This is a genomic window from Lentzea sp. NPDC005914, assembly GCF_040629405.1.
In the GTDB taxonomy this organism is placed as follows: Bacteria; Actinomycetota; Actinomycetes; order Mycobacteriales; family Pseudonocardiaceae; genus Lentzea.
This window is the reverse complement of record NZ_JBEXVQ010000006.1, coordinates 1-26,309: the sequence shown is the minus strand read 5'-3', so window position 1 is coordinate 26,309 and position 26,309 is coordinate 1. Positions and strand designations below refer to the sequence as shown.

Below are 26,309 nucleotides of genomic sequence, written 5' to 3'. Positions count from 1 at the left end.
CGGCATCGCGTCGCGCCTTGGCCTCGCATTCGACCTGCTGGGCCTGCGGCCACTTCGTGCAGTGCCTCGAGGCTCTGAGTTCACGGACTTGCGCACGGCGGCGAACTGGGCCGCGGATATGGCTGTCGGTCACCCCTGGGCTCATGTGTCGTTCTTCCAAGCTGATGCAGGGGTTCCCCTCTAGCTGGGAAACCCCTGCGTCACAACGTACTCGGGAGGTCTGACAGTTCTGGGCGATCTAGTTCAGACCGGCCTTCTGGATGCTCGTGGCCGTGGACGACGCGGTGCCACCGAACTCGCGCACCGCCTTGTAGTACAGGTCGGCGGTCCACTTGCAGGGGGTGTTGCTGCCGCACTGCCTGTACATGTCGGACTTGAAGTTGTTGTCGATGCGCAGCCGGTTCGCCTCGCTGAACCGCGACTGCCGCTTGTAGTTGCGGTAGCCGAAGTCGTGCCGCTCGCACGCCGGCAGGAACTTGAAGCCGAAGGGGTTGTCCGGCGAGTACGAGCAGCCGTCGGACGACCAGTCGAGCTGGCCCGCGTAGGGCTGTTGTGCGCGCAGTGTTGTGAACTGGCTGAGGGTCTTCGAGAACAGGTAGTCGTCGGTGACTGCCGGGATGTCCACGGCCTGGGCCGGGGCACCTGTGAAGATCAGGGCCAAGGACGCGGCGGCACCCACGAATGCCGAACGCAGGGTCTTCGACATGGCGAGCTCCTCGGGTGTGAGCAGGGTCTCGCCAGTTGTAGCGGGTGATCGACTGTCCTCGGTAGACACGATCTGATGAACGTCAGGTGATCACGTGCCTGGAGATGTGACCGCAGGCGATCGCCGTGGCCACGCGAATTTCGCGGGGTAGCCCAAGGGAGTGAAGCATCTCGTTGTCCGCTACTCCGCCCAGCAGATAGCCGCCGAGGTTCTGCTGCGCCAAACGGAGGCAGATGCTCTGGGCGGCGGCGCCGACCTCGATCAGACCGAAGCGGCCGGCGCGTTCGCCGTACTTCTCGAACGACTCGTTGTCTTTTAACACAAGCACGATCGCGAGTGGCGGCACGTCGGGCGTGCCGAGGATCGAGGCCAGGTCCGAAGGGGCCGGGCCGATGTCCTGCAGAGCGTGCCGGGCGATGTCGTAGCGGACCGCGCGGTCGTTCACGAACGCGTAGCAGCGCAACGGGTTCAGCCCGCCGGCCGACGGGTGGCTCTGGTCGCCCAGTGCGCCGAGCACGAACCCGAGTTGCTTGTCCGTCAACGGTTTCGAAGCGAACTCACGGGTGCTCCGGCGAGCCTGGAACAGCTTCTGCAGCCGGTCGGACGGCTTGGGCAGCGCGACCGGTGCGGAAGGCAGTTCCAGGGGGTCGATCAGCGGTGGCTGCGGCCGGAAGTCGCGCAGCCGCTCACCGAGCCGGCGCTGATGTAGAGGCGAGAACCGGCTGGCGGCCCAGAAGTCGTTGAACACGCGGTCACCCCAGCGGATGCGGTGCGGGATTGGGGAACACGCCCGGCGAGGCGTGCGGGTAGCGCCACGCCAGCTCACGGGCGCGGCCGCCGAGGTGGGGCCAGCGGTGGTCGGAGTGCAGCGGCGCGAGGTCGGGAGACAGCACGCGGACGCAGTGCAGTCCGACCGCCGACAGTTCCGGCGTCGTCAGCTCCCGGTACGCGAGCCGGATCCCGCGCCTGTCCAGCGCGTGCACCAACTCCGTCAGTTCGGCGACGGCACCACGGCCGGCGGCGTCCGGCGGTGGGTCCATCACGATGCCGCCGAACCACGGCAGCGCGTCCCACTCGTCAGGGCGCGTCGCGTAGTAGACGGCGTGCTCGTCGAAGTCGGTGACGTCGACGACGGGCTCAGAACCGTTGCGCGCCAGCCACACCTCGATGAACACCGTGCCCTGCACCCACTCCTCGTAGGCCTTCCGCAGCGCTTCCGCCACGGTCGCCCGGCACGCGAGGCCCAGTGTCGGCCTCGCACGACCGGCGATCGGCAGCGACCCGGCGACCGCGATCACCGGATGCGGGCTGTAGGCGGGTGTGAGGTCGAACGCCTGCGCGCCGTGCGGCAGGCCGGCCTCGAACCGTTGAGGTGCAATGGAATGCAGCCAGGTGGTGGTGAACGCGTCGCGCTCGACCAGCTCCTGCGTGGCCCTCAGCAACGCGCTCGTCGTCGACGGCCCAGCCGCCAGCCCCGAGGACGTCGTCGGCAGCCCGTAGGACGCGTCGAGGCCCACGAGCCCGGCGGGCACGCGGATCGGAGAGTTGCCGGGCAAAGTCCACGCCCGCGTGTACCGGGTGTCGACGTATCCCTTGCGGTAGCGGTAGTCGCCACGCACGCGTTGCTCGACCGTGTGCAGGCTGAAGTGCTCCAACGGCCAGCACTCCCCGTCGGTCACGATCTCCAGCGGTGACCGCGCGGCAGCGTGCCGTTCCAATGCCTCCGCGATGGCCGCAACCCTCGTGGTGCCACCGGAAGTGCCACCCGTGGCGAACGGCTCCGGTACCGCGGCCCAGCCCTCGACGTCCACATCGGACAGACTGTGCGGCACGGGATGCAGCTGCGACACCACGCCCTGCCGCCACCCGACCGCGCGCTCGACCAGCGCCTCCGCGACGGTCTTCACAGCTTGCCCCGGTAGTGCTTCCAAAGCCAGTAGCCGAGTCCGAGAGCCCCGAGGAGGTAGGCCCCCAGCGCCACGTAGGTCAAGTACGAGATGCCGGCGATCGGCCCCAGCACGGCCAGCACGACGATCGGTTCGAGACACCAGAGCAGCCCCCACCCCAGCAGTCGCCGTGCGCTCGCGAACGGCTTGGGCGACTTCGAGATCACCCCGACCGCCAGCGCCCACGCCAGTGCGAGCCCGAATCCGCCGGCCCACCAGCCCCAGTGCAGGTCGAAGACCGCGCCCATGGTCAGGAACGGCAGCACGACGACGAGCAGCGGGTACAACGCGGCGGGCAGGACCAGGGCACTGCGCGGCCTCGGCAGCTCTTTCGTGTCCTGGTACAGCGCTTCCGGGATGTGCACGGCCGCGCCCACCGAGGAAACCGCGCAACAGCAACAACAACAGCAACACGTGGGCGTCGCGGCGCTGGCGGCGGCCGCACCAGGTGAGAACTGGTCAGGTAACCGGACTGCAGTGGTCAAGGTGGTCCCCCCAAGGCAACTCCACGCGCCCGACCGGAAGCGCGGGGCAGATCTCGCAGTCGGCGGCGGGCAGCACGCTCTCGCGGGTCGTCGTGAACTCGTCGAGGTTCACGGTCACGACCGCGTCGAGCAGCGCCAGCGAACCGCCCAGGATGTTCTGGATGGCCTGCAACGCAAGTGAAATCGGGAAATCCGAGGAGACAGCTCCCGGATGCGGGGGAGGCGGCGGATCCCCCCACCGCCGCCCCGCCCGCACCGCGAGGCACGCCAGGCACGCGCCGGCACCGGGCACCACGAAGGGCCCGATCGCGGCGGTGTGGTGGTACGCGAGGTCCAGCAACAGGTGCGGGACCCGAACCGAACGCGCCACCTCGACCAGGTCGACCAGCGTGCCGGTCGTCCGCACGACGAGCAGGAGGTCCGGATCGTCGTTGTGCGGCAACCGCTCCACCAGCCCGGCGGGCGCCCCACCGACGAACCGCGTGCCAACCCCCGAAGGCGGCAGTTCTGGTGAGGGCAACCCCGCCGGGCGGAGAGCGCCCAGGGTCCTCAGCTGGGCCACGTGCCGGCGGACCGGTTCCCCCAACCGGCTTTCGTCGACCGTTCGAGCCACTCCCCTCAAAACTGGCTCGAACAGTCCCGCCAGCGCCACGGCCACCGCCCTGGGCAGGTCAGGAATCAGGTACGCGAGATCAGCTCCCGCGTACACGACAAGGCCTTCGTCACGAACTTGGGCGTGCCACGCGGGATCAGCGACCAGACTCATCTTCGTCCCCTCTGGCCAGGAAGCACTCGATCTCCTGCTCGGTCGGCAGATCACCGGCCGGATCGACGAGGTTCTCGGCGATCGGCGGCAACGGCTGCTCGGCCCACGCGGGCTGGAAGTCGGCGCTGGGCAGCAACCCGTGCCGCGACGCGAACTCCTCGGCCGCGTCCCGGATCGACTCCCGCAGCGTCCCCACCACCGCGGTCTCCGCCGTGTAGGTGAGCTCGACCAGCAGCGCCCGCACGTTCTCCAGTTGGTTGTCGTCACCTGCCTTGCGGGCCAGTTCCGGCCAGAACTCGCGTTCGAACAACCGCACGAAGTCCGACGCGATGGCATCGGTCGCTGTGCGCAGGCGGGTGAAGCTGTCCATGACGTCATCGCTGGGCACCCTGAGGCCGGCGAGCCTGCCGCCCGCTTCGAGTGCCCAGCGACGCGCGTGCGGCCAGCCGTACTTCCACCGCACCAAGCCCAACCGCATAGCCCGGAGGAGGAGTCGCGGTTGGACGTCTCCCATCGGAATCAGGTGCTTGATGTCGCGCACCTTGATCCGAACCCAGTCGTCGGGCCCCTCGGTCTCGCCCATGCCGAGAACCGCGGCGACCGACTCGCCCTTTTCGCGTGCCGAGATCAGCTCGGCGATCGCCGGCAGCGAGAACCCCCGCTGCTGCAACCGCTGCACCAACGTCAACCGCTCGACGTGCGAGGCGTCGTAGTACGCCACGCGTCCCTGCCTTCTCGGCGCGTGCAGCACACCCTTCGTCTGGTACATGCGAATGGTGCTGCTGGGCAGGCCGATCCGGGCAGCGAGCTCGTCGACGGTCAGCGATTCGGACACGCCGCTGATCCTGGCGTGCCCCGGTTCGTTGAGTCAAGACTCTTCGAGTAATTACTCGAAGAGTTACAGCTCCAGGAGCATCCGGCTGTTGCCGAGCGTGTTCGGCTTCACGTAGCTGAGGTCGAGGAACTCGGCGACGCCCTCGTCCACCGATCGCATGATCTCCTCGTAGACCTCGGGGCTCACCGGCGTGCCCTCGATCTCCACGAACCCGTGCTTGCCGAAGAACCGCGTCTCGAACGTGAGCACGAAGATGCGCTTGAGCTGCAGCTCCTTGGCGGTCGCGATGAGCTGGGCCACGATCCGGTGGCCGACACCGCGGCCGAGCGCCATGGGGGAGACGGCCACGCTGCGGATCTCGGCCAGGTCCTCCCACATCACGTGCAGGGCCCCGCAGCCGAGCAGCTCGCCGTCCTCCTCGGCGACCCAGAACTCCTGGACCGCCTCGTACAGCGTGACCAGCGGTTTGGCCAGCAGCACCTTGCCCGCGTACCCGTCGATCAACGCCCTGATGGCGCGCACGTCGCTGGTGCGGGCACGCCGCACGACTACCCCACTGGTCACAACCGTCAAGTATGAGGTGGGCACGATTCCGGGCTGGCATCCTGGGCCGGTTACTCTGAGCACCGTGTCTTCTCCCACCACTCCGCGACGCGTGTCGCTGCTGACCCTGGGCTGCGCCCGCAACGAGGTCGACTCCGAGGAACTCGCCGGACGCCTCGGCGAAGGCGGCTGGGAGCTGGTGGACGAGGGCGCCGAAGCGGACGTCGTCGTCGTCAACACGTGCGGCTTCGTCGAGCAGGCCAAGAAGGACTCGGTCGACACGCTGCTCGCGGCGTCCGACACCGGGGCCAAGGTCGTGGCGGTCGGCTGCATGGCCGAGAGGTACGGCAAGGAGCTCGCGGACAGTCTCCCGGAGGCGGCCGCGGTCCTGGGCTTCGACCAGTACAACGACCTCGCCGAGCGCCTCAACGACGTGCTGCACGGCACGCCGGTCGAGTCGCACGTGCCGGTGGACCGCCGCACGCTGCTGCCCATCACGCCGGTCAAGCGCCAGGAAGCGAAGGACGGCGTTCAGGTGCCCGGCCACGGCTGGGGCCCCACCAAGGTCCAGCGCCGCAGGCTCGACGACGCCCCCGTCGCGCCGTTGAAGATCGCGAGCGGGTGCGACCGCCGGTGCAGCTTCTGCGCCATCCCGAGCTTCCGCGGCGCGTTCGTGTCGCGGCTCCCCGACGAGATCGTCTCCGAGGCCATGTGGCTGGCGGAGAACGGCGTCAAGGAGCTGTTCCTCGTCAGTGAGAACAGCACCAGCTACGGCAAGGACCTGCCGCGCGAGCAGGGTGCCCTCGAACAGCTGCTGCCGCGGCTGGCGTCCATCCCGGGCGTCGAGCGCGTGCGGGTCAGCTACCTGCAGCCCGCGGAGACCAAGCCGTCGCTGGTCGCCGCCATCGCGAAGACCGAGAAGGTCGCGAACTACTTCGACATGTCGTTCCAGCACTCCAGCGAGAACGTGCTGCGCCGCATGCGCCGGTTCGGAGACACCGACAGCTTCCTCAAGCTCGTGTGGCAGATCCGCGAGCACGCGCCCGAGGCCGGCATCCGCAGCAACTTCATCGTGGGCTTCCCCGGCGAGACCGAGGCGGACCTGCAGGAGCTCGAGCGGTTCCTGACCGAGGCGCGGCTCGACGCGGTCGGCATCTTCGGGTACTCCGACGAGGACGGCACCGAGGCCGAGAACCTCGACGGCAAGCTCGACACGGACACCATCGCGGAACGGGTCCAGCGCATCGGCAACCTCGTCGAGGAGCTGACCAGCCAGCGCGCCGAGGACCGGGTCGGCACCGAGGTCGTCGTGCTCATCGAGCACGAGGAGGACGAGGAGAGCGACTGCGTCGGCCGGGCCGAGCACCAGGCGCCCGAGGTCGACGGCGAGTGCATCGTGCTCGAGGGCGAGGACCTCAAGCGCGGCGACCTCGTGCGGTGCCGTGTCGTGGACTCCGAGGGCGTTGACCTCGTGGTCGAGGTCGTAGAGGTGCTGGGGACATGACGGAGGCCAGGAAGGTCCCGCTGCTCAACGTCGCCAACATCCTCACGATGGCGCGGATGGCACTGGTTCCGGTCTTCCTGCTCTCACTGTTCGCGGCGGGCGGCTTCGACACCACGTGGCGGCTCATCGCGTTCGGGATCTTCGCCGTCGCGAGCTTCACCGACCACATCGACGGCACGCTCGCCCGCAAGCACGGGCTGATCACCGACTTCGGCAAGATCGCCGACCCGATCGCGGACAAGGCGCTGACCGGGTCCGCTCTGGTCGGGCTGAGCATTCTCGACGTGCTGCCGTGGTGGATCACGATCGTCATCGCCGTGCGCGAGGTGGGCGTGACGCTGCTGCGGTTCTGGGTGATCCGCTACGGCGTGATCCCGGCCAGCCGCGGCGGCAAGGCCAAGACGCTGGCCCAGGTCATCGCCATCGGGCTGTTCCTGCTCCCGCAGAACGACGTGATCGCGGTCATCGCGTGGGTGATCATGGCCGCCGCGCTGGTCCTCACGATCGTCACGGGAATCGACTACGTCATCCGAGCGTTCAAGTTGAAGGCAAGGGCAGGTCGCGCCGTCGCATGACCAACGTCGTCGAGCTGCTCAAAGCGAGGCACCAAACCGTCGCCACGGCCGAGTCGCTGACCGCGGGTCTGCTGTGCGCGACGATCGTTGACACACCGGGGGCGAGTGCCGTGGTCCGCGGTGGGTTGATCGTCTACGCCACCGAGCTCAAGCACGAGCTCGCCGGCGTGGATCAGCAGTTGCTCGACGAGCACGGCGCCGTGCACCCCGACGTTGCGATCCAACTGGCCGAGGGAGCCCGGAACCGGTGCAAATCGGACTGGGGGATCGGACTCACCGGGGTCGCCGGCCCCGATCCGCAGGACGGAGTCGCTCCAGGAACGGTCCACATCGGCTTGAGCGGGCCTGGAGTGTCCACAGTGCGGACAATCACGGTGAGTGGCGACAGAAAAGCGGTGCGTTTCACAGCCGTGGAAAAAGCGCTGGTCCTGCTGTCGGAATACCTGCTGATGACCGGGGACGGGAACAAACGATGACTCGGCGTTCGTTCGCCCTTGGCGGACGTGTTCGGAAGTCACTGCCCGTTGTCGGTGTCGATCGGTAACGTAGGGACACGGCCGGCCGGAAGGAGGCGCGCGATGACCGTGCTGCTACGCGAGGCGATCGGTGATCGACTTCGCCATGCCCGCACCAACCAACGCCGCACGCTGCGCGAGGTCTCTCGGACCGCCCGCGTGAGCCTGGGGTACCTGTCCGAGGTGGAGCGCGGCCGCAAAGAGGCGTCCAGCGAGCTCCTCGCGGCCATTTGTGACGCGTTAGAACTGCCGCTGTCCGAACTGCTGCACCACGTCGCCTCCGACATCGGCGCCGTCTCGCAGACGCCGGACACGGTTCCTGACACCGTCCCGGACGGGCGATCGGATCGCGGGAAGCTGGAGGGCGGCCGCGTGCTGCCGACCACGCTTTCGGACGACCTGTCCGACCTGCGGCTGCAGCCGATGCTCAGTCACAGGCTCACGAGCAAGATCGGCGAGAAGCCCAAAGCAGTCGTCGCGGCTTGATGACCCATGTCGTTCCGACCCCGTACGCCACCAGGCGTGCGGGGTCGCCTGCATTCGGGTGAGCTGTGGTGCCCGCCACGTGACGGTCTGCAACAAGACTGCCCATTCGTACGTTCATCAGGCAACGACGCCAGCACGCTGAACGGCAGGCAACGGCTTGGCATCAGCACGTTGGGTCACCGCGTCTGGGGACGCGGGTGCGGGCAGGATTGGGCGCCGTCAGGCGTTTCACTCCAAAGTCCCGGGGGTGGGTCGGGGTCTTCCCGGATATCTCCCCAGGTTGGTGGAACCGCCGACGCACAATTGAGACGATGGATCCAACACCGGCACCGAGAAGGCAGGCGTAGGAGATGGCCAGTCCGTTCGTGAAGTTCTGGAAGTACCTCATGGCTTCGTTCTCGTCGAAGATCGACGAGCACGCTGACCCGAAGGTGCAGATCCAGCAGGCCATCGAGGAGGCGCAGCGTCAGCACCAGGCGCTTTCTCAGCAGGCGGCAGCCGTGATCGGCAACCAGCGGCAGCTGGAGATGAAGCTGAACCGGCAGCTCGGCGACGTCGAGAAGCTGCAGGCCTCCGCCCGTCAGGCGCTCGTGCTCGCCGACGAGGCGCGCTCGAAGGGCGACGAGCAGAAGGCGTCGCAGTTCGAGAACGCCGCGCAGGGCTTCGCGACCCAGCTCGTCACCGCCGAGCAGGGCATCGAAGACCTCAAGACGCTGCACGACCAGTCGCTGCAGGCCGCCGCACAGGCCAAGCAGGCGGTCGAGCGCAACTCGATGATGCTGCAGCAGAAGCTGGCGGAGCGCACCAAGCTCCTCAGCCAGCTGGAGCAGGCGAAGATGCAGGAGCAGGTCTCCGCGTCGCTGAACCAGATGAGCGAGCTCGCCGCGCCGGGCAACGTGCCGTCGCTGGAAGAGGTTCGCGACAAGATCGAGAAGCGCTACTCGACCGCGCTCGGGTCCGCCGAGCTCGCGCAGAACTCCGTGCAGGGCCGGATGCTCGAGGTGCAGGCCTCGACCACCCAGCTCGCGGGGTCGTCGCGACTGGAGCAGATCCGCGCGTCCATGCACGGTGGCGCCGCGAGCACCCCGCAGCAGGTCACCGCGGGCAACAGCGCGGCCGCGCAGATCCAGGCCGAGATCGCGCAGCGCGTCCAGCAGGAGCAGAAGACCACGCAGCAGCAGGTCCCGCCCGCCCAGCACTGATCGGGCGCGGTGCTTCCTGCAGAAGGAGTCAGCAGGTGATCATGGAGCCCTGGAGAAACCGTCCCAACAACGAGATCGTCCGCAAGGTCGTCAACGAGTTGGGTGTGTCGCTCCAGGGCCACCCGCTGGCCGAACAGGCGCGGTACCGCCTGCAGAAGTGGAACGACCCGCGCGCCAAGCTCGAACGCAAGCGCAAGCGCACCAACGCCGTGCTGACGTTCTGGCTGGCGCTCATCACGATCTTCGGCACCCTGGCGGTGTTCGGCTTCACCGGCGTGCTCGGCACGTGGGCCGCGGTCACCGGCACGATCGGTGCCGCCGTGCCCGGCCTGCTCGCCGTGCGCAGCGGGTTCAAGCTGAGCGCCCTCAAGGCGGCCAGGCAGCGGCTGGAGCTGACTCCACCGCCGGACGTGCGGCCGCCGTTGCCCGCGCACATCTCCGCCGCCCGCGTCCCGATGGAGAAGCTCCACGGGGCCGAGGACGCGATGCACGAGCTGCTGCGTCAGCTCGACTCGCCGATGCTCACGTCGATGCCGACCGAGTCCGTCCAGCACGCCCGGCAGACCGCCCAGGAGGCCTCTGCGGCCATCCGCTCGGTCTCCGCGCAGCTCCAGGCCGTCGAACGCGCCAGGAACACCGCACCGCCGCTGGAGCGCGCGCCGTTGGTCGAGGGCGTGCGCGTGCTCAGGATCCAACTGGCGGACGGCGTGGACCGCTACTGTTCGCTGGTGGCGGCCGCCGGACAGGCGCTGGCGGCGAGCACGGCGTTCCAGGATCCGCGCGAGGTGCTCGACGACGCCACCGACCACATGGCCGGCCTCGCGTCTGCGATGCGAGACGTGTCAGGCTATTCAGCGTACTGACTGTGACGCTTGGTAATCGCATGCGCCTATTCGGCGAGTCTCTCTGGGATCTTTAGGGCAATCGTGTGATTATCAGACCGTTATCTAGCCGTAGCCACTACATGGCGTGGCAGGATTCCGGGGCCGGTCTGCGGGAAGTCCGGCTGGGTTGCCGGGAGGCAGTGCGTTGGCGTTGTGGACCGTGCACGGGGACGGTCGGATCACCGACAGTGAAACCGTAGCGCCAGAAGAACGGGTGAGCTGGCCGCTCACCATCGGGTTCGGAGTGCAGCACCTGGTCGCCATGTTCGGCGCGACGGTGCTCGTACCCACCGCCACCGGTCTGCCCGTCGCCACCACTCTGCTGTTCTCCGGTCTGGGCACGCTGCTGTTCCTGGTGATCACCAAGAACCGGGTCCCGAGCTACCTGGGCTCGTCCTTCGCGTTCGTCGCGCCTCTCGTGGCCGCCCGCGAGCAGGGCATCCCCGCCCAGCTCGGTGGGGTGGTCGCCGCGGGCCTGCTGGTGATCGTCGTCGGCATCGCGGTCAAGGCGCTCGGCGTCCGGCTGCTGGAGTCGGTCATGCCGCCGGTCGTCACCGGCGCCGTCGTGATCATCATCGGCTTGAACCTCTCGCACCAGGCCACCTCGAACTTCGCCAGGCAGCCGTTGCTGGCCGCCATAACGACCGTGGTGATCCTCTTGGCCGGCGTGCTGGGTCGGGGGTTGCTCTACCGGTTCTCGATCCTGGTGGGCTTCGTGGGGGTGTGGGTGGGCGGTCTGGTGTTCGGCGCCGTCCCGTCCGCCCAGATCCAGGCGCTGCGCGACGCGGCGTGGGTGGGCCTGCCGCAGCTGCACCAGCCCGAGCTCCGGCCGTCCGTGGTGCTGCTGATGCTGCCGGTGGTGATCGTCCTCGTGGCCGAGGTCGTGGGCCACGTGAAGGCCGTCGCCGCGCTGACGGGCCGCAACCTGGACGGCAGCGCCGGTGACGCGATCATCGCCAACGGGCTGTCGACCGCGTTGTCCGGGCTCGGCGGTGGTGTCGGGACGACGACGTACTCCGAGAACATCGGTGTCATGGCCGTGACGCGCGTCTACAGCACCGCGGCGTTCGCGTTCGCCGGCGTGTTCGCCGCTGCTCTCGCGTTCTCCCCGAAGGCCATCGCGCTGTTCGGCACCATCCCGGCCGGTGTGCTGGGCGGGTGCACGTTGGTGCTCTACGGCCTGATCGTGCTCATCGGCGTGCGGATCTGGATGGACCGCGGCGTCGACCTGACGAACCCGGCGAACGCGATGGTGGGCGGCGCGGCACTGGTGGCCGGCGTCGGCGACCTGACCATCGAGATCGGCGACCTGTCGATGGGCGGCATGGTGTGGGGCTCGCTGCTCGTCGTGATCCTGCACCCGGTGATGCGCTGGCTCAGGGCTGCGCGGCGTAACTAGTCTTTACACCTTTGTGTGGTTTTCATCCCTCCACTTCGGACCGATCCTGCTTCCGGTCCACGGAGGGAGTTCCGTCATGGTCGCCGCGTACTACGTGGTGTTGTTCTCGGCCTGCGCCATCATCGCGGGAAGTCTGGTCGCGTCCCGCATCCTGCTGCTCCGCCACCGCCGATGAACTCGTTGGTGTGGCTCATGGTGCCACTGGCGATGATCGGCGTGGTGCGGGTGTGCGTCGTCCTGGTGGCGGCTGATCTCTACGACCTGTCCCTGCGTCGCGCACGCCCGTTGCCTTACGCGCCAAGGGTCTGGGTGGTGATCCCTGCCTACAACGAAGAGCTGTGCGTCGCCCAGGCCGTGCAGTCCGTTTTGGACAGTGACTACCCCGACGTGTCCGTGATCGTCGTCGACGACGGCTCCGTTGACGGCACGGTCGCCGTGCTGGAGGGCTTCGGGTCGCGCGTTCGTGTTGTCTCGCAACCGAACGCGGGCAAGGCGGAGGCGATCAACACCGGCATGCGTCTCGTCGGCGACGGTCTCGTGATGGTGCTGGACGCGGACTCGGCGTTGTCCACGACCGCGGTCTCGCGGATGGTCGCGCACTTCGCGGACCCGGTGGTGCTCGCCGCCGCGGCCAACGTGAAGATCCGCGACCAGCGCGGCGTGCTGGGGTGGGTGCAGCGGCTGGAGTACGCGGTGGTGCACCGGTTGAAGCAGGGGTACACGGTGTTCAACTGCGAGTACGTGATCGGCGGCGTCGGTTCGATGTTCCGCACCTCGGTCGTGCGCGCATGCGGTTACTTCGACACCGACACGATGACCGAGGACATCGACTTCTCGATGAAGATCCTTTCGGTGCGCGGCAACTTCGACTGGCGCATCATCTTCGCGGCCGACGCCATCGCCTACACCCAGGCCGTGCCGTCACTGCACGGCCTGCTGCGGCAACGGTTCCGCTGGAAATTCGGGCGCCTGCAAGCGTTCTACAAACACCGCTCGCTCTTCTTCGGCACGTCCTGCTCGCGCCTTCTCTCGTGGCTGCACCTGCCCTACACGGCGGCAGGGGAGGTGCTCGTGCTGTTCGAGCCCGTCTTCATCTACGTCGTCGTCAGCGCAACGTTCCAAACCGGCTGGTTCACCGGCGTCCTCCTGCTGTGTGCCGTCTACACGGGCGTCGCGTTCTTCACCATCATCGGCGACCTGACCGAACCGTGGCGTGCCAAGGCGCCGTTGCTCGCGTTGGCGCCGTTCGCCTACCCGCTGCTGATGGTGATCGTGTTCGTCGACTTCGTGGCCGTGCTGCGCTCACTGCTGACCGTGCTGCGCGGCTACCGTCCGGTCGGCCGCTGGGAACACGTCGAACGCACGCTCACCTCAGTGCCCACTTGACAGGGCCCGGTTGATGCGGGAGACCAGCCCCGGACCCTCGTAGATGAAGCCGGTGTAGATCTGCACGAGGCTCGCGCCGGCGTCGATCATGCGCTTGGCGTCGTCCGCGGTCGCGATGCCGCCGACCCCGATGACCGGCAACTCGCTGTTCTTGGTGATGAACCGGACGACCTCGTTCGCGCGCTGGGTGAGGGGCTTGCCGCTGAGCCCGCCGGTTTCGGTCCGGTGGGCGCTCGTGAGGCCCTCACGGCTGAGTGTGGTGTTCGTGGCGATGAGGCCCTTGATGCCGTTGTCCACGCACACCTGGATGACCTCTTCGATCGCGTCGTCGGTGAGGTCCGGCGCGATCTTGACCAGCATCGGCTTGTCGGTGGCCCGCGTGAGGGTCTGCACGAGTTCGGTGAGCGCACCCTTGTCCTGGAGGCTCCGCAGGCCCGGCGTGTTCGGTGAGCTGACGTTGATCGCGTAGTAGTCGCCGTGGTTCTGCAGCGCGGTGAGCGAGTTCAGGTAGTCCTGGACGGCGTCCTCGACCGCAGTGATCTTGGACTTGCCGAGGCTGATGCCCAGGGGCGCTTTCAGGGCGGTCTTGTCGAGCTTGGCCGCGAGCGCTTGCGCACCGGCGTTGTTGAAGCCCATCCGGTTGATGATCGCCTCGTCCTCGCGGAGCCGGAACAGGCGCGGCTTCGGGTTGCCCGGCTGCGCGTGCCACGTGACCGTGCCGACCTCGACGAACCCGAACCCCAGCGCGGCCCAGGCGGGCAGCGCGCGGCCGTCCTTGTCCAGCCCGGCCGCGAGCCCGACCGGGTTGGGGAAGCGGACGCCGAACACGGTGCGCGGGTTGTTCTGGTTGCGCGCGAACTTCGCCAGCGGGCTCAGCTTCGCCATGACGTTGAGCGTGGTCTCGTGGACCCGCTCCGCGTCGCCGCCGTGCATTCCGAACAACGCCCTGCGAACCACCTGCTTGTAGACCACGCGCCCACCCTATAACGGCAGCTCAGGGTGGGCGCGCAGGCGGTCAGTCGCCTACCTCACGCAGACAGTCCGGCGCCGGGTCCTGTTCGAGCTGGAGCACCGCGGCTAGAGCGGCTTGGGCACCTTGATCGTCGCCTGCTCGTCCAGCGGCATCGCCGGCTTGGTCCGGAACGTCACCGGCAGCCCCCGCAGCCCGCGGCTGCCGAGCGACACCCGCCACTCCAGCGGCCGCGACGCGTCCAGTGAGAGCCCCGCGCACCGCCCCAGCAGCGTGCGGAACGCCACCTCGCCCTCCAGCCGGGCCAGCGGGGCCCCGAGGCAGAAGTGCATGCCGTGCCCGAACGCCAGGTGCTGCCGGTCGGCCCGCTCGATGTTGAGCTGGTCGGCCCGCGGGTAGCGCGCGCTGTCGTGCTCGGCCGAGGCCAGCGACAGCAGCACGACGTCACCGGCCGGGATTTGTGCGCCGCCGATCGTCACCGGCCCGGCGGCGAACCGAAGCAGGTGCGAGGTCGGGCCGTCGAAGCGCAGGAACTCCTCGATGGCGCCGGGCAGCAGTGACGACGAGCGTTGCAGCAGTTCCAGTTGCTCGGGGTGGCGCAGCAACGCCAGCGTGCCGTTGCCGACGAGGTCGACGGCGGTCGTGTAGCCGGCCACGAGCAGCAGGAACGCCAGCGAGGCCAGTTCGCGGTCGGTCAGCGCGGCCTCGCCCTTGGCGCGTGCCAGGGCCCCGATCAGGTCGTCGTCGCCGGACGTCCGCTTGTGCGCCACGAGGTCGCGCAGGTAGCCGGACGCCTCTTCACGGGCCGAGGACGCGTCGCCGTCGGCCAGCCCGGTGACCACGTCCGCCCAGTACCGGAAGTTCTCCTGGTCGACGGCAGGAACGCCGAGGAGTTCCATTAGCACGGTGATCGGCAGTGGCGCCGCGAAGTCCGCGATCAGGTCGCAGCCACCCTCCGCGAAGCTGTCGGCCAGCGACGCCGCCAGCGCCTCGACACGCGGGCGCAGAGCGGCGATGCGGCGCGTCGTGAGCTCGCTCGACACCGCGCGTCGCAGCCGGGTGTGGTCGGGGGCGTCGCTGGTCATCATGTGGTCCGACAGGTCGCCGAACCACCAGGACGCGAAGTGCGGATGACCGCGCAGCGGCTCGGCGAGCGCGGAGCCGTGCGAGGACAGCAGCGGGTTGTCCAACGCGGCACGCACGTCGGGGTAGCGGGTCACGAGCCACATCGGTACGCCGGAGGACTCGACCCGGTGCACGGGGCCTGCTTCGCGCAGGCTCTTCAGCACCGCGTACGGGTCGTCGGTGAAGCCGGGGCGCAGCGCATCCAGATTTACCGCCATGTCGGAGGACACGGGCAGGAGACCGCCTCGGTTCAACCGGACTGGCATTTTGGGCAGAAGTACACAAATCTTGTCTCGAACTCGCCCGATCGGACCCTTGTGCCGCAACGCAAACAGGGTTTGCCCGTGCGCTCGAAAACGTAGTTCTTGACTCGCGGATCAGAAGTCGTGATCTGTTCGGGCCGCCACTGGTTCGCCTGCAACAGCTTGCGCGACAAAGCAACCGCACGTGACGCGTCCACAGATGACACAGGTGCCGTCGGCAGAACCCGCAACAGGAAACAAACTTCCGCGCGGTAGAGATTGCCGACGCCGGCCATGATCCGCTGATCCAACAATGCGAGGCCAATAGGACGGGAAGGATCCGCGGTCAACCGCTGAACGGCCTCAGCGGCGTCGAAGTCAGGGGAAAGCAAGTCAGGCCCGAGATGCGAAATCAGCTCATCTTCTCGGGACGTCGGCACGAACTCCAGGTCGTGCAGCGCGAACCCGATCGCCTGCCGGTCGTCCACCTCGAAGACCGCGCGGGCCTGATGCGCGGGACGACGCCAGCGTTCACCCGGCCGGTAGAGGTGCCATGCGCCGTCCATCCGGAAGTGGCTGCGCAGGCTGTTCCCGTCGGAGAAGTGCGTGAACATGTGCTTGCCGTAGGTGCGCACGCCCAGCACGTCGAGCCCTGCCAGGTCGAGCGCGGCCAGCCGAGGGTGGCGCAGCTCACCGCGCCGCAGCGTCTTGCCGGCCAGGGCCTCGTGCATGCGGTGCCCGGCCAGGAAGACGGTGTCGCCCTCAGGCATCCACCGCCTCTTGGATCTCGTCGTCGTCGAAGTCGTGGTGCACCGCGCGGCGGCGGCTGCGGGAGATGCGCTGGATGCGGGCCAGCAGCAGGTTGAACGCCAGCGCCACCTCACGCGCGCCCGGCGTGCCCCACTCGTGGATCGGCATGCACGCGCCCTGAGCCTGCTGCACGGCGAGACGGTCCGGCAGCGCCACCGGCATCACCAGCGGGCCGAAGATGTCGCGCAGCTCCTCGATGCGGAACTGGTGCTCGTGCGACCGCGGCCGCACCCGGTTCACCACCACGCCCAACGGCTGCAGGTCGGCGTTGTTGATCTCGCGCTCGTTCTGCACCGCCTCGAACGCCCGCTGCACGCCCGCGACCGCGAACATCGTCGGCTCGGTGACCAGCAGCGCGCGGTCCGCGGCCACCAGTGCCGAGCGGGTCAGCTGGCCCAGCGACGGCGGGCAGTCGAGCAGCACGAGGTGGTACGGGAACTCGTCGTACATGTCCCGCAACGTGCGCAACGCGTCTTTCAGCCGGTGCAGCCTGCCCTCGTTCGGATCCGGGTGGTTGAGCAGCTCGGCGTCCTCGGACCCGGACAGCACGTCGATGCCGTCGCCCCACCTGCTCGGGCGGATCGCCTGCTCGAGGTTCTCCTCGGACGGGTCCTGCAGGACGTCGTAGATGCTGGCCTTGGACTCCTCTGGCTCCAGCGTCGACGTGGCGTTGCACTGCGGGTCTAGGTCGATCACCAGCGTGCGGACGCCACGACGGAGCGCGGCCGAGGCGAGGCCGAGGACCACCGTCGTCTTGCCGACGCCTCCCTTGAGGCTGAGCACGGACACCGTATGCACAGACCTACTCTAGGGTCTCCTACTCTGTGTGCCATGCGACCGGACGCCGTACACAGGGTGCTCGACGCCGAATTGGCCGCCGCACGCACGCGCCGGGGTGGCGAACCCCCGCGCGTCCTCGACGTGGGCGGTGGCAGCGGCGTCTGGGCCGTACCCCTCGCCGCGACGGGCTGCGCGGTCACGGTCGTCGAGCCGTCGCCGAACGCGCTGGCCACGTTGAACACCCGTGCGCGTGAGGCCGGGGTGACGATCAACGCGGTCCAGGGCGACACCGACCATCTCGGCGTTCCCGCTGGTGAGGCCGATCTGGTGCTCGCACACGGTGTGCTGGAGGTCGTCGACGACGCCCCTGCCGCGCTGATCTCGCTGGCCGCGGCCGTGGCGCCGGGCGGGGCGGTGTCGGTGCTGGTGGCGAACCGGTTCGCGGCGATCCTGCACCGGGCCATCGCGGGCCGGATCGTGGACGCCCGGCGGCTGCTGGACGACGACGCGGGTCAGCTTGCGGGCACGCGCGATCCGTTGCAACGTAGGTTCGACGTTCCAGGACTTGAGAAGCTGGTCCTGGAGGCGGGGCTTTCTGTCGAGCTCCTGCAAGGTCATGGCATCGTCTCGGACCTCGTGCCCGGCGTGGTGCTGGACGCGAATCCGGGTGCTGCCGACGCGCTCGCCGAGCTGGAACTGGCTGCTGCCACACGGTCTCCGCTGAGAGATGTGGCCGCTCGACTGCACGTACTGGCCCGTCGTACCGCCTGACAGTGCCCGATCATTGGGGTTTGCACTCGGGATTTTTCTGGTCCCGATGACTGGTCCCAAACGACTTCGCGGCGAAAGATGATGGCTCCGCTGCCAAAGTAGGGACCAACGCCATGGAGAGTTCCGACCTGCTGGCCTCGCTCGTCAACGAGGCTGTCGCGGGTGATCGGCGTGCCGTCGATCGGCTGCTGGCGTCCGTGCGTCCGCTCGTGTCCCGGTACTGCCGTGCGCGCGTCGGCCGCAACGAGCGCGCGTACGCCTCGGCGGACGACGTGGCGCAGGAGGTGTGCCTGGCGGTGCTGACGGCGTTGCCCGCCTACCGCGACCAGGGCCGGCCGTTCCTGGCGTTCGTGTACGGCATCGCCGCGCACAAGGTCGCGGACGCCCACCGGGTGTCGGCGCGCAACCGGTCCGAGCCCGTCGCCGAGGTGCCGGACGGGCCGTCGCTGACCGTCGATCCGGAGGAGAACGCGCTGCTCGGGTCGCTCTCGAAGCGGCTGGGTCAGTTGCTGGGGAGCCTGCCGGACAAGCAGCGCGAGATCTTGCTGTTGCGCGTCGTGGTCGGGTTGTCGGCGGAGGAGACGGCCGAGGCGGTCGGGTCGACGCCGGGTGCCGTCCGGGTGGCTCAGCACCGGGCGCTGGCGAAGCTGCGGTCGTCCGTGGGGGTCGAGGAGCTGATTTGACCGGGGCGTTCTACGACGGGCTGGCGGGGTCGTACGACCTGATGTTCCCGGACTGGGACGCGTCGATGGCCCGGCAGGCCTCGCAGCTCTCGGAGTTCATTCCACCTGGTGCGCGCGTTCTGGACTGCGCGTGTGGCATCGGCACGCAGGCGATCGGTCTGGCAATGCGCGGCTATTCGGTCGTTGGGGCGGATCTGAGTCCTAAGGCGGCTTCTCGGGCCGTTGTGGAGGCCTCTGCGCGTGGGGTGTCGTTATCTGCGTTCGCGGCGGACATGCGTGCGTTGCCGTTCGCTGATGACTCGTTCGACGTCGTGCTCGCCGCGGACAACGCGTTGCCGCACCTGCTGACCGCTGAGGACGTCCTCGCGGCGTTGCGAGAGATGCGGCGGGTGTTGAGGCCCGGTGGCCGGCTCATTCTCTCGACGCGCGACTACGACGCGATTCGCCGCGAACGGCCGTTGTCGACGCCACCGTCCGTTGGCCCAGGTCGTGTCGTGTGGTTCCAGCTCTGGCACTGGGATGGCGACCAGTACGAGCTGGAGATGTTCCAGCTGCACGAGGCCGACTCCTGGCGCGTTGTGGTGGGCAAGGCACGGTATTGGGCGATTACTCGTCACGAAATCACCGAATTGGTGGAACGCGCTGGTTTCGGTTACGCGGAGTGGTTGCTCCACGCCTATTACCAACCGCTGATGGTTGCTCCGAACGGGTGACGTTTGAAGTTTCTCCCTACTTTCCGCATAAGGAGTGACATGTGGCACGTCTCCTCTCCGGGAAGTCAAAGAGGGGACACTTCGGATGGAGAGTTCGGCTTTATCCGCGGAACTGGTCAACCTGGCTGTGCATGGCGACCAGAGGGCCACTGACCAGCTACTTCGCTACCTGCGCCCGCTGGTGGTGAAGTACTGTCGCGCACGGGTGGGGCGTTCCGCGACAACCGCGGACGACGTGGCGCAGGACGTCTGTCTGGCCGTCCTGACGGCGTTGCCGAACTACCGGGAGCAGGGCAGGCCCTTCCTGGCGTTCGTCTACGGCATCGCGGCGCACAAGGTCGCCGACGCGCACCGGGCGCTGGCTCGTAACCGTGCGGAGCCGATGGCCGAGGTGCCGGATCAACCTTCGCGGGGGACCGGCCCGGAGGATTTCGCCCTCCAGGTCGAGCTGAACGGTGCCATGGGCGAGTTGCTGCGGGTGCTGCCGGAGAAGCAGCGCGAAATCCTCGTGCTGCGTGTGGTGGTGGGTCTGTCCGCTGAGGAGACCGCCGAGGCCGTGGGGTCCACGCCGGGTGCCGTCCGGGTCGCTCAGCACCGTGCACTAGGGCGTCTGCGGAAGGAAATAGCCGCCGCCAGTGTGCCGATCGGGTGAATCTCGGCTGGGCGCGTGGGCTAAATGAATCCAAACGACATACCTAAGGGCATGAGGGGTTCTGACTCAGCGCTCGCCGCGGATCGGCTGCGCGTCGACGGGGTGCTCGTGCAGCACCTCCGCGAGTCAGGACTGACGGGTCCGCTGTGGGACCACTTCCAACGCCAGCTTCTCGGACGCGGGCTCACGATTGTTACAAGGCTTGTACGGTCCGGGGCGATGTTCGCCCGCTGCGGCAAACACGGCCGTTACCTGCAACAACAGGCCATTCCGCTGGACGAGGCCGAAGAGCTGGCGAGCGACGCGGTCTTCGACGGGTTCGTCATCTTCTGCGAGCGAGGCCTGCTCGGCAAGGAGTGGTCGGCCGAGCACGGACAGCCGTTGCACGAGTACTTCGTCAACGCGTGCGTGCTGGCGTTCCCGAACGTCTACCGGCGTTGGCAGACCCGCATGAACAGCTGGCGGGACGTCGACCTGCTGGACTCGTTCGCCTCGCTCGAACAGGTCGTGGCCGAGGGAAACCCCGAGGACGCGGTCGTGGAGCAGCAGGCGGCCAACGCGGCGTTCGCGGCGTTGAGCGAGGACAGCCGCCGGTTGCTGCTCCTGCACGACCAGGGCTACTCGCACGCCGAGATCGCGGAGATCACCCGCCTCACCCCGCGGGCCGTCGAGGGCAGGATCCGGCGCGCTCGGCTCACCGCACGCCAGCACACGGACGAGGAACGGTGATCCGCGTGGACTTCACACCCGGTCTGCATCGCAAGGTCCCCGCGGAGGCCGTGCGGCAGTCCTCCGTCGACGGCTCGGTCGACGTGTCGAAGGGTTCCTTGGACTCGTTGGTCGAGCGGACCGCTCAGGTGGGTGGGAAGGAGCCGGTCGATCCGCCCGCGCCGTCGTACTACTCCACCAAGCCCGAGGCGGCGGACAGCCACGTGGCGCTGGCCGTGGCGGGGGATCGTGCGGCGATCAACAGGCTGTTGGGGACCATCAGGCCGTTGGTCGTGCGGTACTGCCGTGCGCGCGTTGGATCGTTCGCGTCGGCGGATGACGTTGCGCAGGACGTGTGTCTTGCCGTGTTGACCTCGCTGCCGTCGTATCGCGATCAGGGCCGGCCGTTCCTGGCGTTCGTGTACGGGATCGCGGCGCACAAGGTCGCCGACTCGTACCGCAGCCACACTCGCAACCGCGCGGAGCCCGTCTCCGAACTGCCCGAGTCGGTCGATGACGAGGCCGGGCCGGAGCAGCGTGCGATGCAGGGGGAGATGTCCTCGCAGATGGCTGCTCTGCTGCGCGTGTTGCCCGATAAGCAGCGCGAGATCGTGGTGCTGCGTGTGGTGGTGGGGCTGTCGGCGGAGGAGACGGCCGAGGCGGTCGGCTCCACGCCCGGTGCGGTGAGGGTGGCTCAGCACCGGGCGTTGAACCGGCTACGTCGCGAAATCAGTGGCGCCAGCGAGTGATGTTGGCGATTCCCTGCGGGCTGGCGTCCTTGTAGCGCTCCATCTCGCCGCGCCTGACGTCCGCGATCGTGCCCGCCAGCTCCTTGCCGAACGCTTCCGTGAGCACGGCGTCCTTCTCGAACTCGTCGACGGCTTCCCTGAGGGACGTGGGCAGCCGCAGGGCGTCGTCGAGCAGTGCCGGGTCGACGTTGAGGCCTTCGGGCAGCACGGCCTGGGTGGCGATGCCGTCCAGACCGGCCGCGATGACACCAGCGACGACCAGGTACGGGTTCGCGGTCAGGTCGAAGCACTTGATCTCGAGGTTGTCCTGGATGAGCCTGAGCGCGGTCTCGCGGTTCTCCTCGCCCCACGCCACGAACGGTGCTGACCACGTGTGCGGCACGAGCCTGAGGTAGCTCGCGAGAGAGGGACAGCCGATGGCGCACAACGCGCGGATGTGGTTGAGGACGCCCGCGGTGAACTGCTTGGCCTCGTCGTGGAAGTCCTTGAAGAGGTTCGTGCCGTCGCGCCAGATGCTGAAGTGCAGGTGACCGCCGTTGCCGACACCGCCGTTGACGACTTTGGGGGAGAACGACGGGCGCATGCCGTGGCGGATCGTGATGGCGCGGATGGTTTCTTTGACCAGTACCGCGGTGTCTGCTGCCGCGACCGGGTCTTCGGGTGCCGTGGAGACCTCGAACTGACCGGCGGCGTACTCGGGGTGGAACTGGAGGACCTCGACGTCCTGCTGGTCCAACGCGGTGAGGATGTCGACGCAGTAGTCGGACAGCTCCACCTGCCGTGCGTGTCCATAGGCGGCGCCGCTCGTAGCGGGAACGTAGTCGTCGGTGTCGGGCTTGCCGACGCACCACTCGATCTCGAATCCGGCCTTGGCGGTGAGGCCCTGGTGTTCGAGGTTCTTCACGGCCTTGCGGGCCTGCAGGCGCTGGTCCATCGGATACGGGACGCCGCTCTGGAAGTGGCGGTCGGCGGGTGCCCAGGCCCAGCCCGGCTGGCCCGCGAGCACGGTGAGGCGGTCGAGGTCGGGGTGCAGGCGCAGGTCGCCGACCGGGCCGCCGGCGAACCGGCCCTGGATGATCCAGTCGTCGAACAGGAAGACGTCGAACACCGGTGACGCGCCGACGCCGTGCGCCGCCGCGTGGGCGAGCCTGCGCAGAGGCACGGACTTCGTGCGGGTGATGCCGCTGTTGTCGACCCAGGTGAGCGCCACGACGCGCACGTCCCTGGCGTTCAGCCCGTCGAAGAGTTCCGTCGCCCGGTCGAACCGCTGGTCCCGTTCCGCAGAGTCCACGATCCTAAGGTTATGGGCATCTTGCCGTTCGTCGCCGAACTCGGGCTGATAGATCACCACTGCCACGGTGTGTTGCGCGCTGACAGCACGCGTGAGGAGTTCGAGTCGCTGCTGTTGGAGGCTGGTTCCGTCGCGCCGCTGAGCGGGTCGTTCTTCGACTCGGCGGTGGGGTTCGCGGTGCGGCGGTGGTGTGCTCCGCTGCTGGACCTGCCCCGGCACGCGTCGGCCGAGGCGTACCTCGAACGGAGGAACTCGCTGCACATCACCGAGGTGTCGCGGACGTTCCTGATGGCGTCCGGGATCCACACGTTCCTCGTGGACGGTGGGTTCCAGCCGGATCGGCTGCTGTCCGGTGGTGAGCTGGCGTCGCTGGCGGGGGCTGTTTCGCACTCCGTCGTGCGGCTGGAGTACCTGGCTGAATCGTTGCGGCCATCGGTGTCGCCTGCGGAGTTTGTTGCTGCTGTGCGTTCGTCACTGGCTTCTGGTGGGGCTGTTGGGGCGAAATCCGTTGCGGCGTATCGGGTCGGGCTTTCTCTGCCTGGTGATCGGCCTTCGGATTCGGACGTTCTGGCCGCGGTCGGGGCGTGGCCGGGCGGGCGGTTGGCCGACCCGGTGGTGATCACTTGGCTGGCGTGGGAGGCGTTGGACGCCAGGTTGCCGTTGCAGTTCCACGTCGGTTACGGCGACTCGGACATCGATCTGCACCGTTGCGATCCGTCGTTGCTGACGCCGTTCCTGCGCGCGACTTCGGGCTTGGGTGTGCCGATCTTGTTGTTGCACAACTACCCGTTCCACCGGCAGGCCGGGTATCTCGCGCAGGTGTTCCCGCACGTGTTCTGCGACCTCGGGCTGGCGACGCACGGGCTGGGGCATCAGGCGTCGCGAGTGTTCGCCGAGGCGTTGGAGATCGTGCCGTACGGCAAGTTCTTGTTCTCGTCCGACGCGTTCGGACTGCCCGAGTTGTACTACCTCGGCGCGTTGATGTTCCGGCAGGCGTTGTCCGACTTCCTGGCCGATGGACTTCGTCGTGACGCTCTGGTGGAGGAGGACGCGCACCGGATCGCGCGACTCATCGCGTCGGAGAACGCGGCGCGCGTGTACAAACTGTAGGATTCTCTCGAACTCACGTTCGAGGGGGTGTTCATGGGTCGCAGTGCGAACCTGCCACGCGGCCTGGTCGACCGGTTCCGTGCCCGCGATGGCGTCTGGCCCGACGACACGGGCTGCCGGATGCTGCACGTCGACATGGACGCCTTCTACGCGTCGGTGGAGATCCGCGAACGTCCGGAGCTGTCGTCGGTGCCGGTCGTGGTCGGCGGTGTTGGTGGCCGTGGCGTCGTCTGCTCGGCCAACTACCTGGCCCGTGAGTACGGCGTGCGGTCCGCGATGCCCACCGCGCACGCTCGTCGCCTGGCCCCTCATGCCGTGTACCTGCCGCCGCAGTTCGATCTCTACCAGGAGGTCTCGCGCGGGGTCATGGCGATCTTCCGCGACATCACGCCTCTCGTCGAGCCGCTGTCTTTGGACGAGGCGTTCCTGGACGTGGGCGGGGCTCTTCGTCGTCTGGGTCTCACGCCGGGTGGTGTGGGGGAGTTGGTTCGCTCTCGCGTGTTCGATGCGCACGGCGTGACGTGCTCTGTCGGCGTTGCTCCAACGAAGTTTCTCGCGAAGCTCTCATCCGGCATGTGCAAGCCCGACGGCATGATGGTCGTCCCTGGTTCCGCCACTTTGGAGTTCCTGCACCCGCTGCCCGTCTCGGCTCTGTGGGGCGTGGGCGCGAAAACCGCTGCGCGCCTTGAGGAACTGGGCCTGGACACCGTCGCCGACGTCGCCGCGACACCTCTGCCCCGCCTGCGTCGCATGATCGGCGTGGCCATGGCGGAGCACCTGTTCGCACTGGCAGCCGGCGTCGACGAGCGTTCGGTCGAGCCTGAGACGCGCGAGAAGTCGATCGGCGCCGAGGAAACCTTCGAGGTCGACCACCACGACCGCGCAGTGCTCCGCCGCGAGCTGCTGCGCCTGTCCGAGCGCTCGACAGGTTCCTTGCGCTCGAAGGGTTTGCGCGGCCGGACCGTCTCCATCAAGGTCCGCTTCGCCGACTTCACCACGATCACCCGCTCGCGAACCCTGCCCGTGGCGACCGACGTGACCCAGGAGGTCTACCGCACCGCCGTCGACCTCCTGGACACCCAGGTCCCGCCCGGCGCGGTCCGCCTGATTGGCGTCCGAATAGAGGGTCTTGACAACGCTGACTCCGCCCAGCAACTGATCTTCGACGCCCCAGAACACGGCTGGCGCGAAGCCGAGCAAGCCGCTGACCAGGCCCGTTCCCGCTTCGGCTCGCTAGCCGTGCGCCCAGCCTCACTTCTCGGCAACAGTCCGGAAAGGACAGCCGAGTTCGAACCCAAGCCCGAGTGATCGCAACCTGTCCACAACCCGGAAGTTGTCCACAGCTTCCCGCCTGACCCGGATCCACCCCGCTTCCCCCGGCGCACCATGAACCCATGCGCCACCCCATCGACCTGGAAGCCCTGGGCACCCTCTTCGACCACCGAGTAGCCCAGGTGGCCGCCCTGCTCCACATAGGACTGACTCCGTCCCTCGTAGAGCAACGCTCCCGCCCGGGCGGCCCCTGGCAACGCCTCCTGCCCGGCATCCTGCTCCTGAGCCGAGCGGGCCCCAGCCGCACCCAGCTGGTCCACGCCGCCCTCATGTACGCGGGCGAAGGCGCCATGCTCACCGCCTTCGACGCCCTGTGCCTGCACGGCATGAAGTCAGCGATCCCGCTGCTGGGCCCGATCCACGTCCTGGCTCCCCGCCGCTCCAGAGCCATGGGCTACGGCGCCCTGCGCGTAGAACACACCGACCGCCTCCCCAAACCGGTGATCCGCCGAGGCTTCCACACGGCCCCGCTGGAACGAGCCGCCATCGACGCCGTCCGCCGCACCAAGTCCATCCCGGACACCAAGGCCATCCTCGAGGAGGTGGGCCACTTCGTAGGTGTCCAAGCCCTGCGCCTGGAACTGGCCTTGGCACCAACCCGGGGCACGGCTCTGGCCCGCAAGCTCCTGGGCGAGTCTCCGGCCCGCCAACTGGAACGAGCCGTGATGGCCCGCCGTGCCCCTACCCCTGTGCCGGCTCGCGTCCCTGCAGCAGTCGGCTAACCCGCACCCGACACCCGCTCCAGTCCACCCCTGCTATCCGGCACCCACGCACGCACCCGCAAGCCCCGTCCGCACGGGCATGTTCAGATCGAAGGCTCGCGAGCGGACAACGCACCCGCCGTCCCCACGCGCGTGCGCACGACCCGGCCGCGAGCCACCGCTGATCAGCAACCCGCTGCCACCAAAGCCCGCAGCCCGACCCGCGTCCCGAGAAAGGAGCCGTCCTCGCCTGCACCGCCCCGCACCGCCCGGCCCGGCCGCACCGCCCGGCCTGTCCGCGCCGCCCTGCCCGGCCGCACTGCCGTGTCCGCACTGCCGTGTCCGCACCCTCGGCCCGCACGCTCGGCCCGCACGCTCGGCCCGCACGCTCGGCCCGCACGCTCGGCCCGCACGCTCGGCCCGCTAGGGCGGCACTGTCG

General features: G+C 68.3%; 29 protein-coding genes. 17 read left to right on the top strand and 12 right to left on the bottom strand.

Going from position 1 to position 26,309, the window contains the following annotated elements; genetic code table 11:
- Nucleotides 1-238: 238 nt before the first annotated feature.
- The 7 genes from ABZ345_RS09960 to ABZ345_RS09930 form a co-directional block, all read right to left on the bottom strand.
- The gene (locus ABZ345_RS09960; RefSeq protein WP_359844932.1) at nucleotides 239-706 is read right to left on the bottom strand and encodes a phospholipase; all 468 of its coding nucleotides are present in this window, start codon (nucleotides 704-706) and stop codon (nucleotides 239-241) included.
- 82 nt (nucleotides 707-788) lie between these two features.
- Nucleotides 789-1,454 (bottom strand): nitroreductase family protein, encoded by a 666-nt coding sequence (locus ABZ345_RS09955; RefSeq protein WP_359844929.1) that lies wholly within the window; start codon nucleotides 1,452-1,454, stop codon nucleotides 789-791.
- A gap of 4 nt (nucleotides 1,455-1,458) precedes the next feature.
- Nucleotides 1,459-2,613 (bottom strand): YcaO-like family protein, encoded by a 1,155-nt coding sequence (locus tag ABZ345_RS09950; RefSeq protein ID WP_359844927.1) that lies wholly within the window; start codon nucleotides 2,611-2,613, stop codon nucleotides 1,459-1,461.
- Nucleotides 2,610-3,029: a hypothetical protein gene (locus ABZ345_RS09945; protein WP_359844925.1), complete on the bottom strand. Its 420-nt coding sequence runs from the start codon at nucleotides 3,027-3,029 to the stop codon at nucleotides 2,610-2,612. Before ABZ345_RS09945 ends, ABZ345_RS09950 begins: the two co-directional genes overlap by 4 nt.
- A gap of 82 nt (nucleotides 3,030-3,111) precedes the next feature.
- Nucleotides 3,112-3,903, bottom strand: a complete 792-nt coding sequence (locus ABZ345_RS09940; RefSeq protein WP_359844922.1) for a hypothetical protein — start codon at nucleotides 3,901-3,903, stop codon at nucleotides 3,112-3,114.
- Entirely contained in the window at nucleotides 3,887-4,738 is an 852-nt protein-coding gene (locus tag ABZ345_RS09935) for a MerR family transcriptional regulator (protein ID WP_359844920.1), read from the bottom strand. The genes ABZ345_RS09940 and ABZ345_RS09935 overlap by 17 nt, the downstream gene beginning before the upstream one ends.
- A gap of 63 nt (nucleotides 4,739-4,801) precedes the next feature.
- Nucleotides 4,802-5,302 (bottom strand): amino-acid N-acetyltransferase, encoded by a 501-nt coding sequence (locus ABZ345_RS09930; protein ID WP_359844917.1) that lies wholly within the window; start codon nucleotides 5,300-5,302, stop codon nucleotides 4,802-4,804.
- Nucleotides 5,303-5,366: 64 nt separating this feature from the next.
- Between ABZ345_RS09930 and rimO the strand changes: the two genes are divergently transcribed.
- The 8 genes from rimO (at nucleotide 5,367) to ABZ345_RS09890 (ending at nucleotide 13,232) form a co-directional block, all read left to right on the top strand.
- On the top strand, nucleotides 5,367-6,785 hold the full coding sequence (rimO, locus tag ABZ345_RS09925) for a 30S ribosomal protein S12 methylthiotransferase RimO (RefSeq protein WP_359844915.1): 1,419 nt from the start codon (nucleotides 5,367-5,369) through the stop codon (nucleotides 6,783-6,785).
- Nucleotides 6,782-7,360, top strand: coding sequence for a CDP-diacylglycerol--glycerol-3-phosphate 3-phosphatidyltransferase (gene pgsA, locus ABZ345_RS09920; protein ID WP_045314742.1), 579 nt, complete (start codon nucleotides 6,782-6,784; stop codon nucleotides 7,358-7,360). Before rimO ends, pgsA begins: the two co-directional genes overlap by 4 nt.
- Complete coding sequence (locus ABZ345_RS09915; RefSeq protein WP_359844912.1) at nucleotides 7,357-7,836, top strand: CinA family protein; 480 nt, start codon at nucleotides 7,357-7,359, stop codon at nucleotides 7,834-7,836. Before pgsA ends, ABZ345_RS09915 begins: the two co-directional genes overlap by 4 nt.
- Nucleotides 7,837-7,938: 102 nt before the next feature.
- The gene (locus tag ABZ345_RS09910) at nucleotides 7,939-8,361 is read left to right on the top strand and encodes a helix-turn-helix transcriptional regulator (RefSeq protein ID WP_359844909.1); all 423 of its coding nucleotides are present in this window, start codon (nucleotides 7,939-7,941) and stop codon (nucleotides 8,359-8,361) included.
- A 350-nt stretch (nucleotides 8,362-8,711) separates the two neighbouring features.
- A complete protein-coding gene (locus ABZ345_RS09905; protein ID WP_359844906.1) occupies nucleotides 8,712-9,563 on the top strand; it encodes a PspA/IM30 family protein in 852 nt (283 codons plus the stop codon).
- Between the two features lie 41 nt (nucleotides 9,564-9,604).
- Nucleotides 9,605-10,426: a hypothetical protein gene (locus ABZ345_RS09900; protein ID WP_359844903.1), complete on the top strand. Its 822-nt coding sequence runs from the start codon at nucleotides 9,605-9,607 to the stop codon at nucleotides 10,424-10,426.
- A gap of 235 nt (nucleotides 10,427-10,661) precedes the next feature.
- Complete coding sequence (locus tag ABZ345_RS09895) at nucleotides 10,662-11,846, top strand: solute carrier family 23 protein (protein WP_359844900.1); 1,185 nt, start codon at nucleotides 10,662-10,664, stop codon at nucleotides 11,844-11,846.
- Between the two features lie 171 nt (nucleotides 11,847-12,017).
- Entirely contained in the window at nucleotides 12,018-13,232 is a 1,215-nt protein-coding gene (locus ABZ345_RS09890; protein WP_359844899.1) for a glycosyltransferase, read from the top strand.
- Here ABZ345_RS09890 and ABZ345_RS09885 read toward each other — a convergent pair.
- From ABZ345_RS09885 to ABZ345_RS09870, 4 genes are all read right to left on the bottom strand, one after another.
- Nucleotides 13,218-14,204 (bottom strand): quinone-dependent dihydroorotate dehydrogenase, encoded by a 987-nt coding sequence (locus tag ABZ345_RS09885; protein ID WP_359844896.1) that lies wholly within the window; start codon nucleotides 14,202-14,204, stop codon nucleotides 13,218-13,220. The genes ABZ345_RS09890 and ABZ345_RS09885 overlap by 15 nt on opposite strands.
- A gap of 105 nt (nucleotides 14,205-14,309) precedes the next feature.
- Nucleotides 14,310-15,545 (bottom strand): cytochrome P450, encoded by a 1,236-nt coding sequence (locus ABZ345_RS09880; protein WP_359844893.1) that lies wholly within the window; start codon nucleotides 15,543-15,545, stop codon nucleotides 14,310-14,312.
- Nucleotides 15,546-15,577: 32 nt separating this feature from the next.
- The gene (locus tag ABZ345_RS09875) at nucleotides 15,578-16,339 is read right to left on the bottom strand and encodes a DNA-formamidopyrimidine glycosylase family protein (protein ID WP_359844891.1); all 762 of its coding nucleotides are present in this window, start codon (nucleotides 16,337-16,339) and stop codon (nucleotides 15,578-15,580) included.
- A complete protein-coding gene (locus tag ABZ345_RS09870; protein WP_359844888.1) occupies nucleotides 16,332-17,177 on the bottom strand; it encodes a ParA family protein in 846 nt (281 codons plus the stop codon). The genes ABZ345_RS09875 and ABZ345_RS09870 overlap by 8 nt, the downstream gene beginning before the upstream one ends.
- A gap of 33 nt (nucleotides 17,178-17,210) precedes the next feature.
- Here ABZ345_RS09870 and ABZ345_RS09865 point away from each other — a divergent pair, with 33 nt between their 5' ends.
- The 6 genes from ABZ345_RS09865 (at nucleotide 17,211) to ABZ345_RS09840 (ending at nucleotide 21,435) form a co-directional block, all read left to right on the top strand.
- Nucleotides 17,211-17,930, top strand: coding sequence for a class I SAM-dependent methyltransferase (locus ABZ345_RS09865; protein WP_359844885.1), 720 nt, complete (start codon nucleotides 17,211-17,213; stop codon nucleotides 17,928-17,930).
- A gap of 113 nt (nucleotides 17,931-18,043) precedes the next feature.
- Nucleotides 18,044-18,613, top strand: coding sequence for a sigma-70 family RNA polymerase sigma factor (locus ABZ345_RS09860; protein WP_359844882.1), 570 nt, complete (start codon nucleotides 18,044-18,046; stop codon nucleotides 18,611-18,613).
- Complete coding sequence (locus ABZ345_RS09855; RefSeq protein WP_359844879.1) at nucleotides 18,610-19,326, top strand: class I SAM-dependent methyltransferase; 717 nt, start codon at nucleotides 18,610-18,612, stop codon at nucleotides 19,324-19,326. The genes ABZ345_RS09860 and ABZ345_RS09855 overlap by 4 nt, the downstream gene beginning before the upstream one ends.
- Nucleotides 19,327-19,411: 85 nt before the next feature.
- Entirely contained in the window at nucleotides 19,412-19,978 is a 567-nt protein-coding gene (locus ABZ345_RS09850; protein WP_359844876.1) for a sigma-70 family RNA polymerase sigma factor, read from the top strand.
- A gap of 51 nt (nucleotides 19,979-20,029) precedes the next feature.
- On the top strand, nucleotides 20,030-20,707 hold the full coding sequence (locus ABZ345_RS09845) for a sigma factor-like helix-turn-helix DNA-binding protein (RefSeq protein WP_359844874.1): 678 nt from the start codon (nucleotides 20,030-20,032) through the stop codon (nucleotides 20,705-20,707).
- Nucleotides 20,708-20,910: 203 nt separating this feature from the next.
- Nucleotides 20,911-21,435, top strand: a complete 525-nt coding sequence (locus ABZ345_RS09840) for a sigma-70 family RNA polymerase sigma factor (protein ID WP_359845735.1) — start codon at nucleotides 20,911-20,913, stop codon at nucleotides 21,433-21,435.
- Here the strand turns inward: ABZ345_RS09840 and ABZ345_RS09835 are convergent.
- Entirely contained in the window at nucleotides 21,416-22,726 is a 1,311-nt protein-coding gene (locus tag ABZ345_RS09835) for a glutamine synthetase family protein (RefSeq protein WP_359844872.1), read from the bottom strand. The two genes, ABZ345_RS09840 and ABZ345_RS09835, sit on opposite strands and share 20 nt — an antisense overlap.
- A gap of 12 nt (nucleotides 22,727-22,738) precedes the next feature.
- Here ABZ345_RS09835 and ABZ345_RS09830 point away from each other — a divergent pair, with 12 nt between their 5' ends.
- The 3 genes from ABZ345_RS09830 (at nucleotide 22,739) to ABZ345_RS09820 (ending at nucleotide 25,890) form a co-directional block, all read left to right on the top strand.
- The gene (locus ABZ345_RS09830) at nucleotides 22,739-23,836 is read left to right on the top strand and encodes an amidohydrolase family protein (RefSeq protein ID WP_359844870.1); all 1,098 of its coding nucleotides are present in this window, start codon (nucleotides 22,739-22,741) and stop codon (nucleotides 23,834-23,836) included.
- A gap of 33 nt (nucleotides 23,837-23,869) precedes the next feature.
- Nucleotides 23,870-25,144: a DNA polymerase IV gene (gene dinB, locus ABZ345_RS09825; RefSeq protein ID WP_359844868.1), complete on the top strand. Its 1,275-nt coding sequence runs from the start codon at nucleotides 23,870-23,872 to the stop codon at nucleotides 25,142-25,144.
- Between the two features lie 86 nt (nucleotides 25,145-25,230).
- Nucleotides 25,231-25,890, top strand: coding sequence for a hypothetical protein (locus ABZ345_RS09820; RefSeq protein ID WP_359844866.1), 660 nt, complete (start codon nucleotides 25,231-25,233; stop codon nucleotides 25,888-25,890).
- Nucleotides 25,891-26,309 lie beyond the last annotated feature (419 nt).

Excerpts from the sequence above, each read along its gene's own strand:
- ABZ345_RS09845 (WP_359844874.1), top strand. The coding sequence starts at position 20,030 with ATGAGGGGTTCTGACTCAGCGCTCGCCGCGGATCGGCTGCGCGTCGAC.
- ABZ345_RS09915 (WP_359844912.1), top strand. The coding sequence starts at position 7,357 with ATGACCAACGTCGTCGAGCTGCTCAAAGCGAGGCACCAAACCGTCGCC.
- ABZ345_RS09860 (WP_359844882.1), top strand. The coding sequence starts at position 18,044 with ATGGAGAGTTCCGACCTGCTGGCCTCGCTCGTCAACGAGGCTGTCGCG.
- ABZ345_RS09910 (WP_359844909.1), top strand. The coding sequence starts at position 7,939 with ATGACCGTGCTGCTACGCGAGGCGATCGGTGATCGACTTCGCCATGCC.
- ABZ345_RS09820 (WP_359844866.1), top strand. The coding sequence starts at position 25,231 with ATGCGCCACCCCATCGACCTGGAAGCCCTGGGCACCCTCTTCGACCAC.
- ABZ345_RS09890 (WP_359844899.1), top strand. The coding sequence starts at position 12,018 with ATGAACTCGTTGGTGTGGCTCATGGTGCCACTGGCGATGATCGGCGTG.
- ABZ345_RS09960 (WP_359844932.1), bottom strand. The coding sequence starts at position 706 with ATGTCGAAGACCCTGCGTTCGGCATTCGTGGGTGCCGCCGCGTCCTTG.
- ABZ345_RS09905 (WP_359844906.1), top strand. The coding sequence starts at position 8,712 with ATGGCCAGTCCGTTCGTGAAGTTCTGGAAGTACCTCATGGCTTCGTTC.
- ABZ345_RS09880 (WP_359844893.1), bottom strand. The coding sequence starts at position 15,545 with ATGGCGGTAAATCTGGATGCGCTGCGCCCCGGCTTCACCGACGACCCG.
- ABZ345_RS09875 (WP_359844891.1), bottom strand. The coding sequence starts at position 16,339 with ATGCCTGAGGGCGACACCGTCTTCCTGGCCGGGCACCGCATGCACGAG.
- pgsA (WP_045314742.1), top strand. The coding sequence starts at position 6,782 with ATGACGGAGGCCAGGAAGGTCCCGCTGCTCAACGTCGCCAACATCCTC.
- ABZ345_RS09830 (WP_359844870.1), top strand. The coding sequence starts at position 22,739 with ATGGGCATCTTGCCGTTCGTCGCCGAACTCGGGCTGATAGATCACCAC.
- ABZ345_RS09865 (WP_359844885.1), top strand. The coding sequence starts at position 17,211 with ATGCGACCGGACGCCGTACACAGGGTGCTCGACGCCGAATTGGCCGCC.
- ABZ345_RS09900 (WP_359844903.1), top strand. The coding sequence starts at position 9,605 with ATGGAGCCCTGGAGAAACCGTCCCAACAACGAGATCGTCCGCAAGGTC.
- ABZ345_RS09850 (WP_359844876.1), top strand. The coding sequence starts at position 19,412 with ATGGAGAGTTCGGCTTTATCCGCGGAACTGGTCAACCTGGCTGTGCAT.
- ABZ345_RS09940 (WP_359844922.1), bottom strand. The coding sequence starts at position 3,903 with ATGAGTCTGGTCGCTGATCCCGCGTGGCACGCCCAAGTTCGTGACGAA.
- dinB (WP_359844868.1), top strand. The coding sequence starts at position 23,870 with ATGGGTCGCAGTGCGAACCTGCCACGCGGCCTGGTCGACCGGTTCCGT.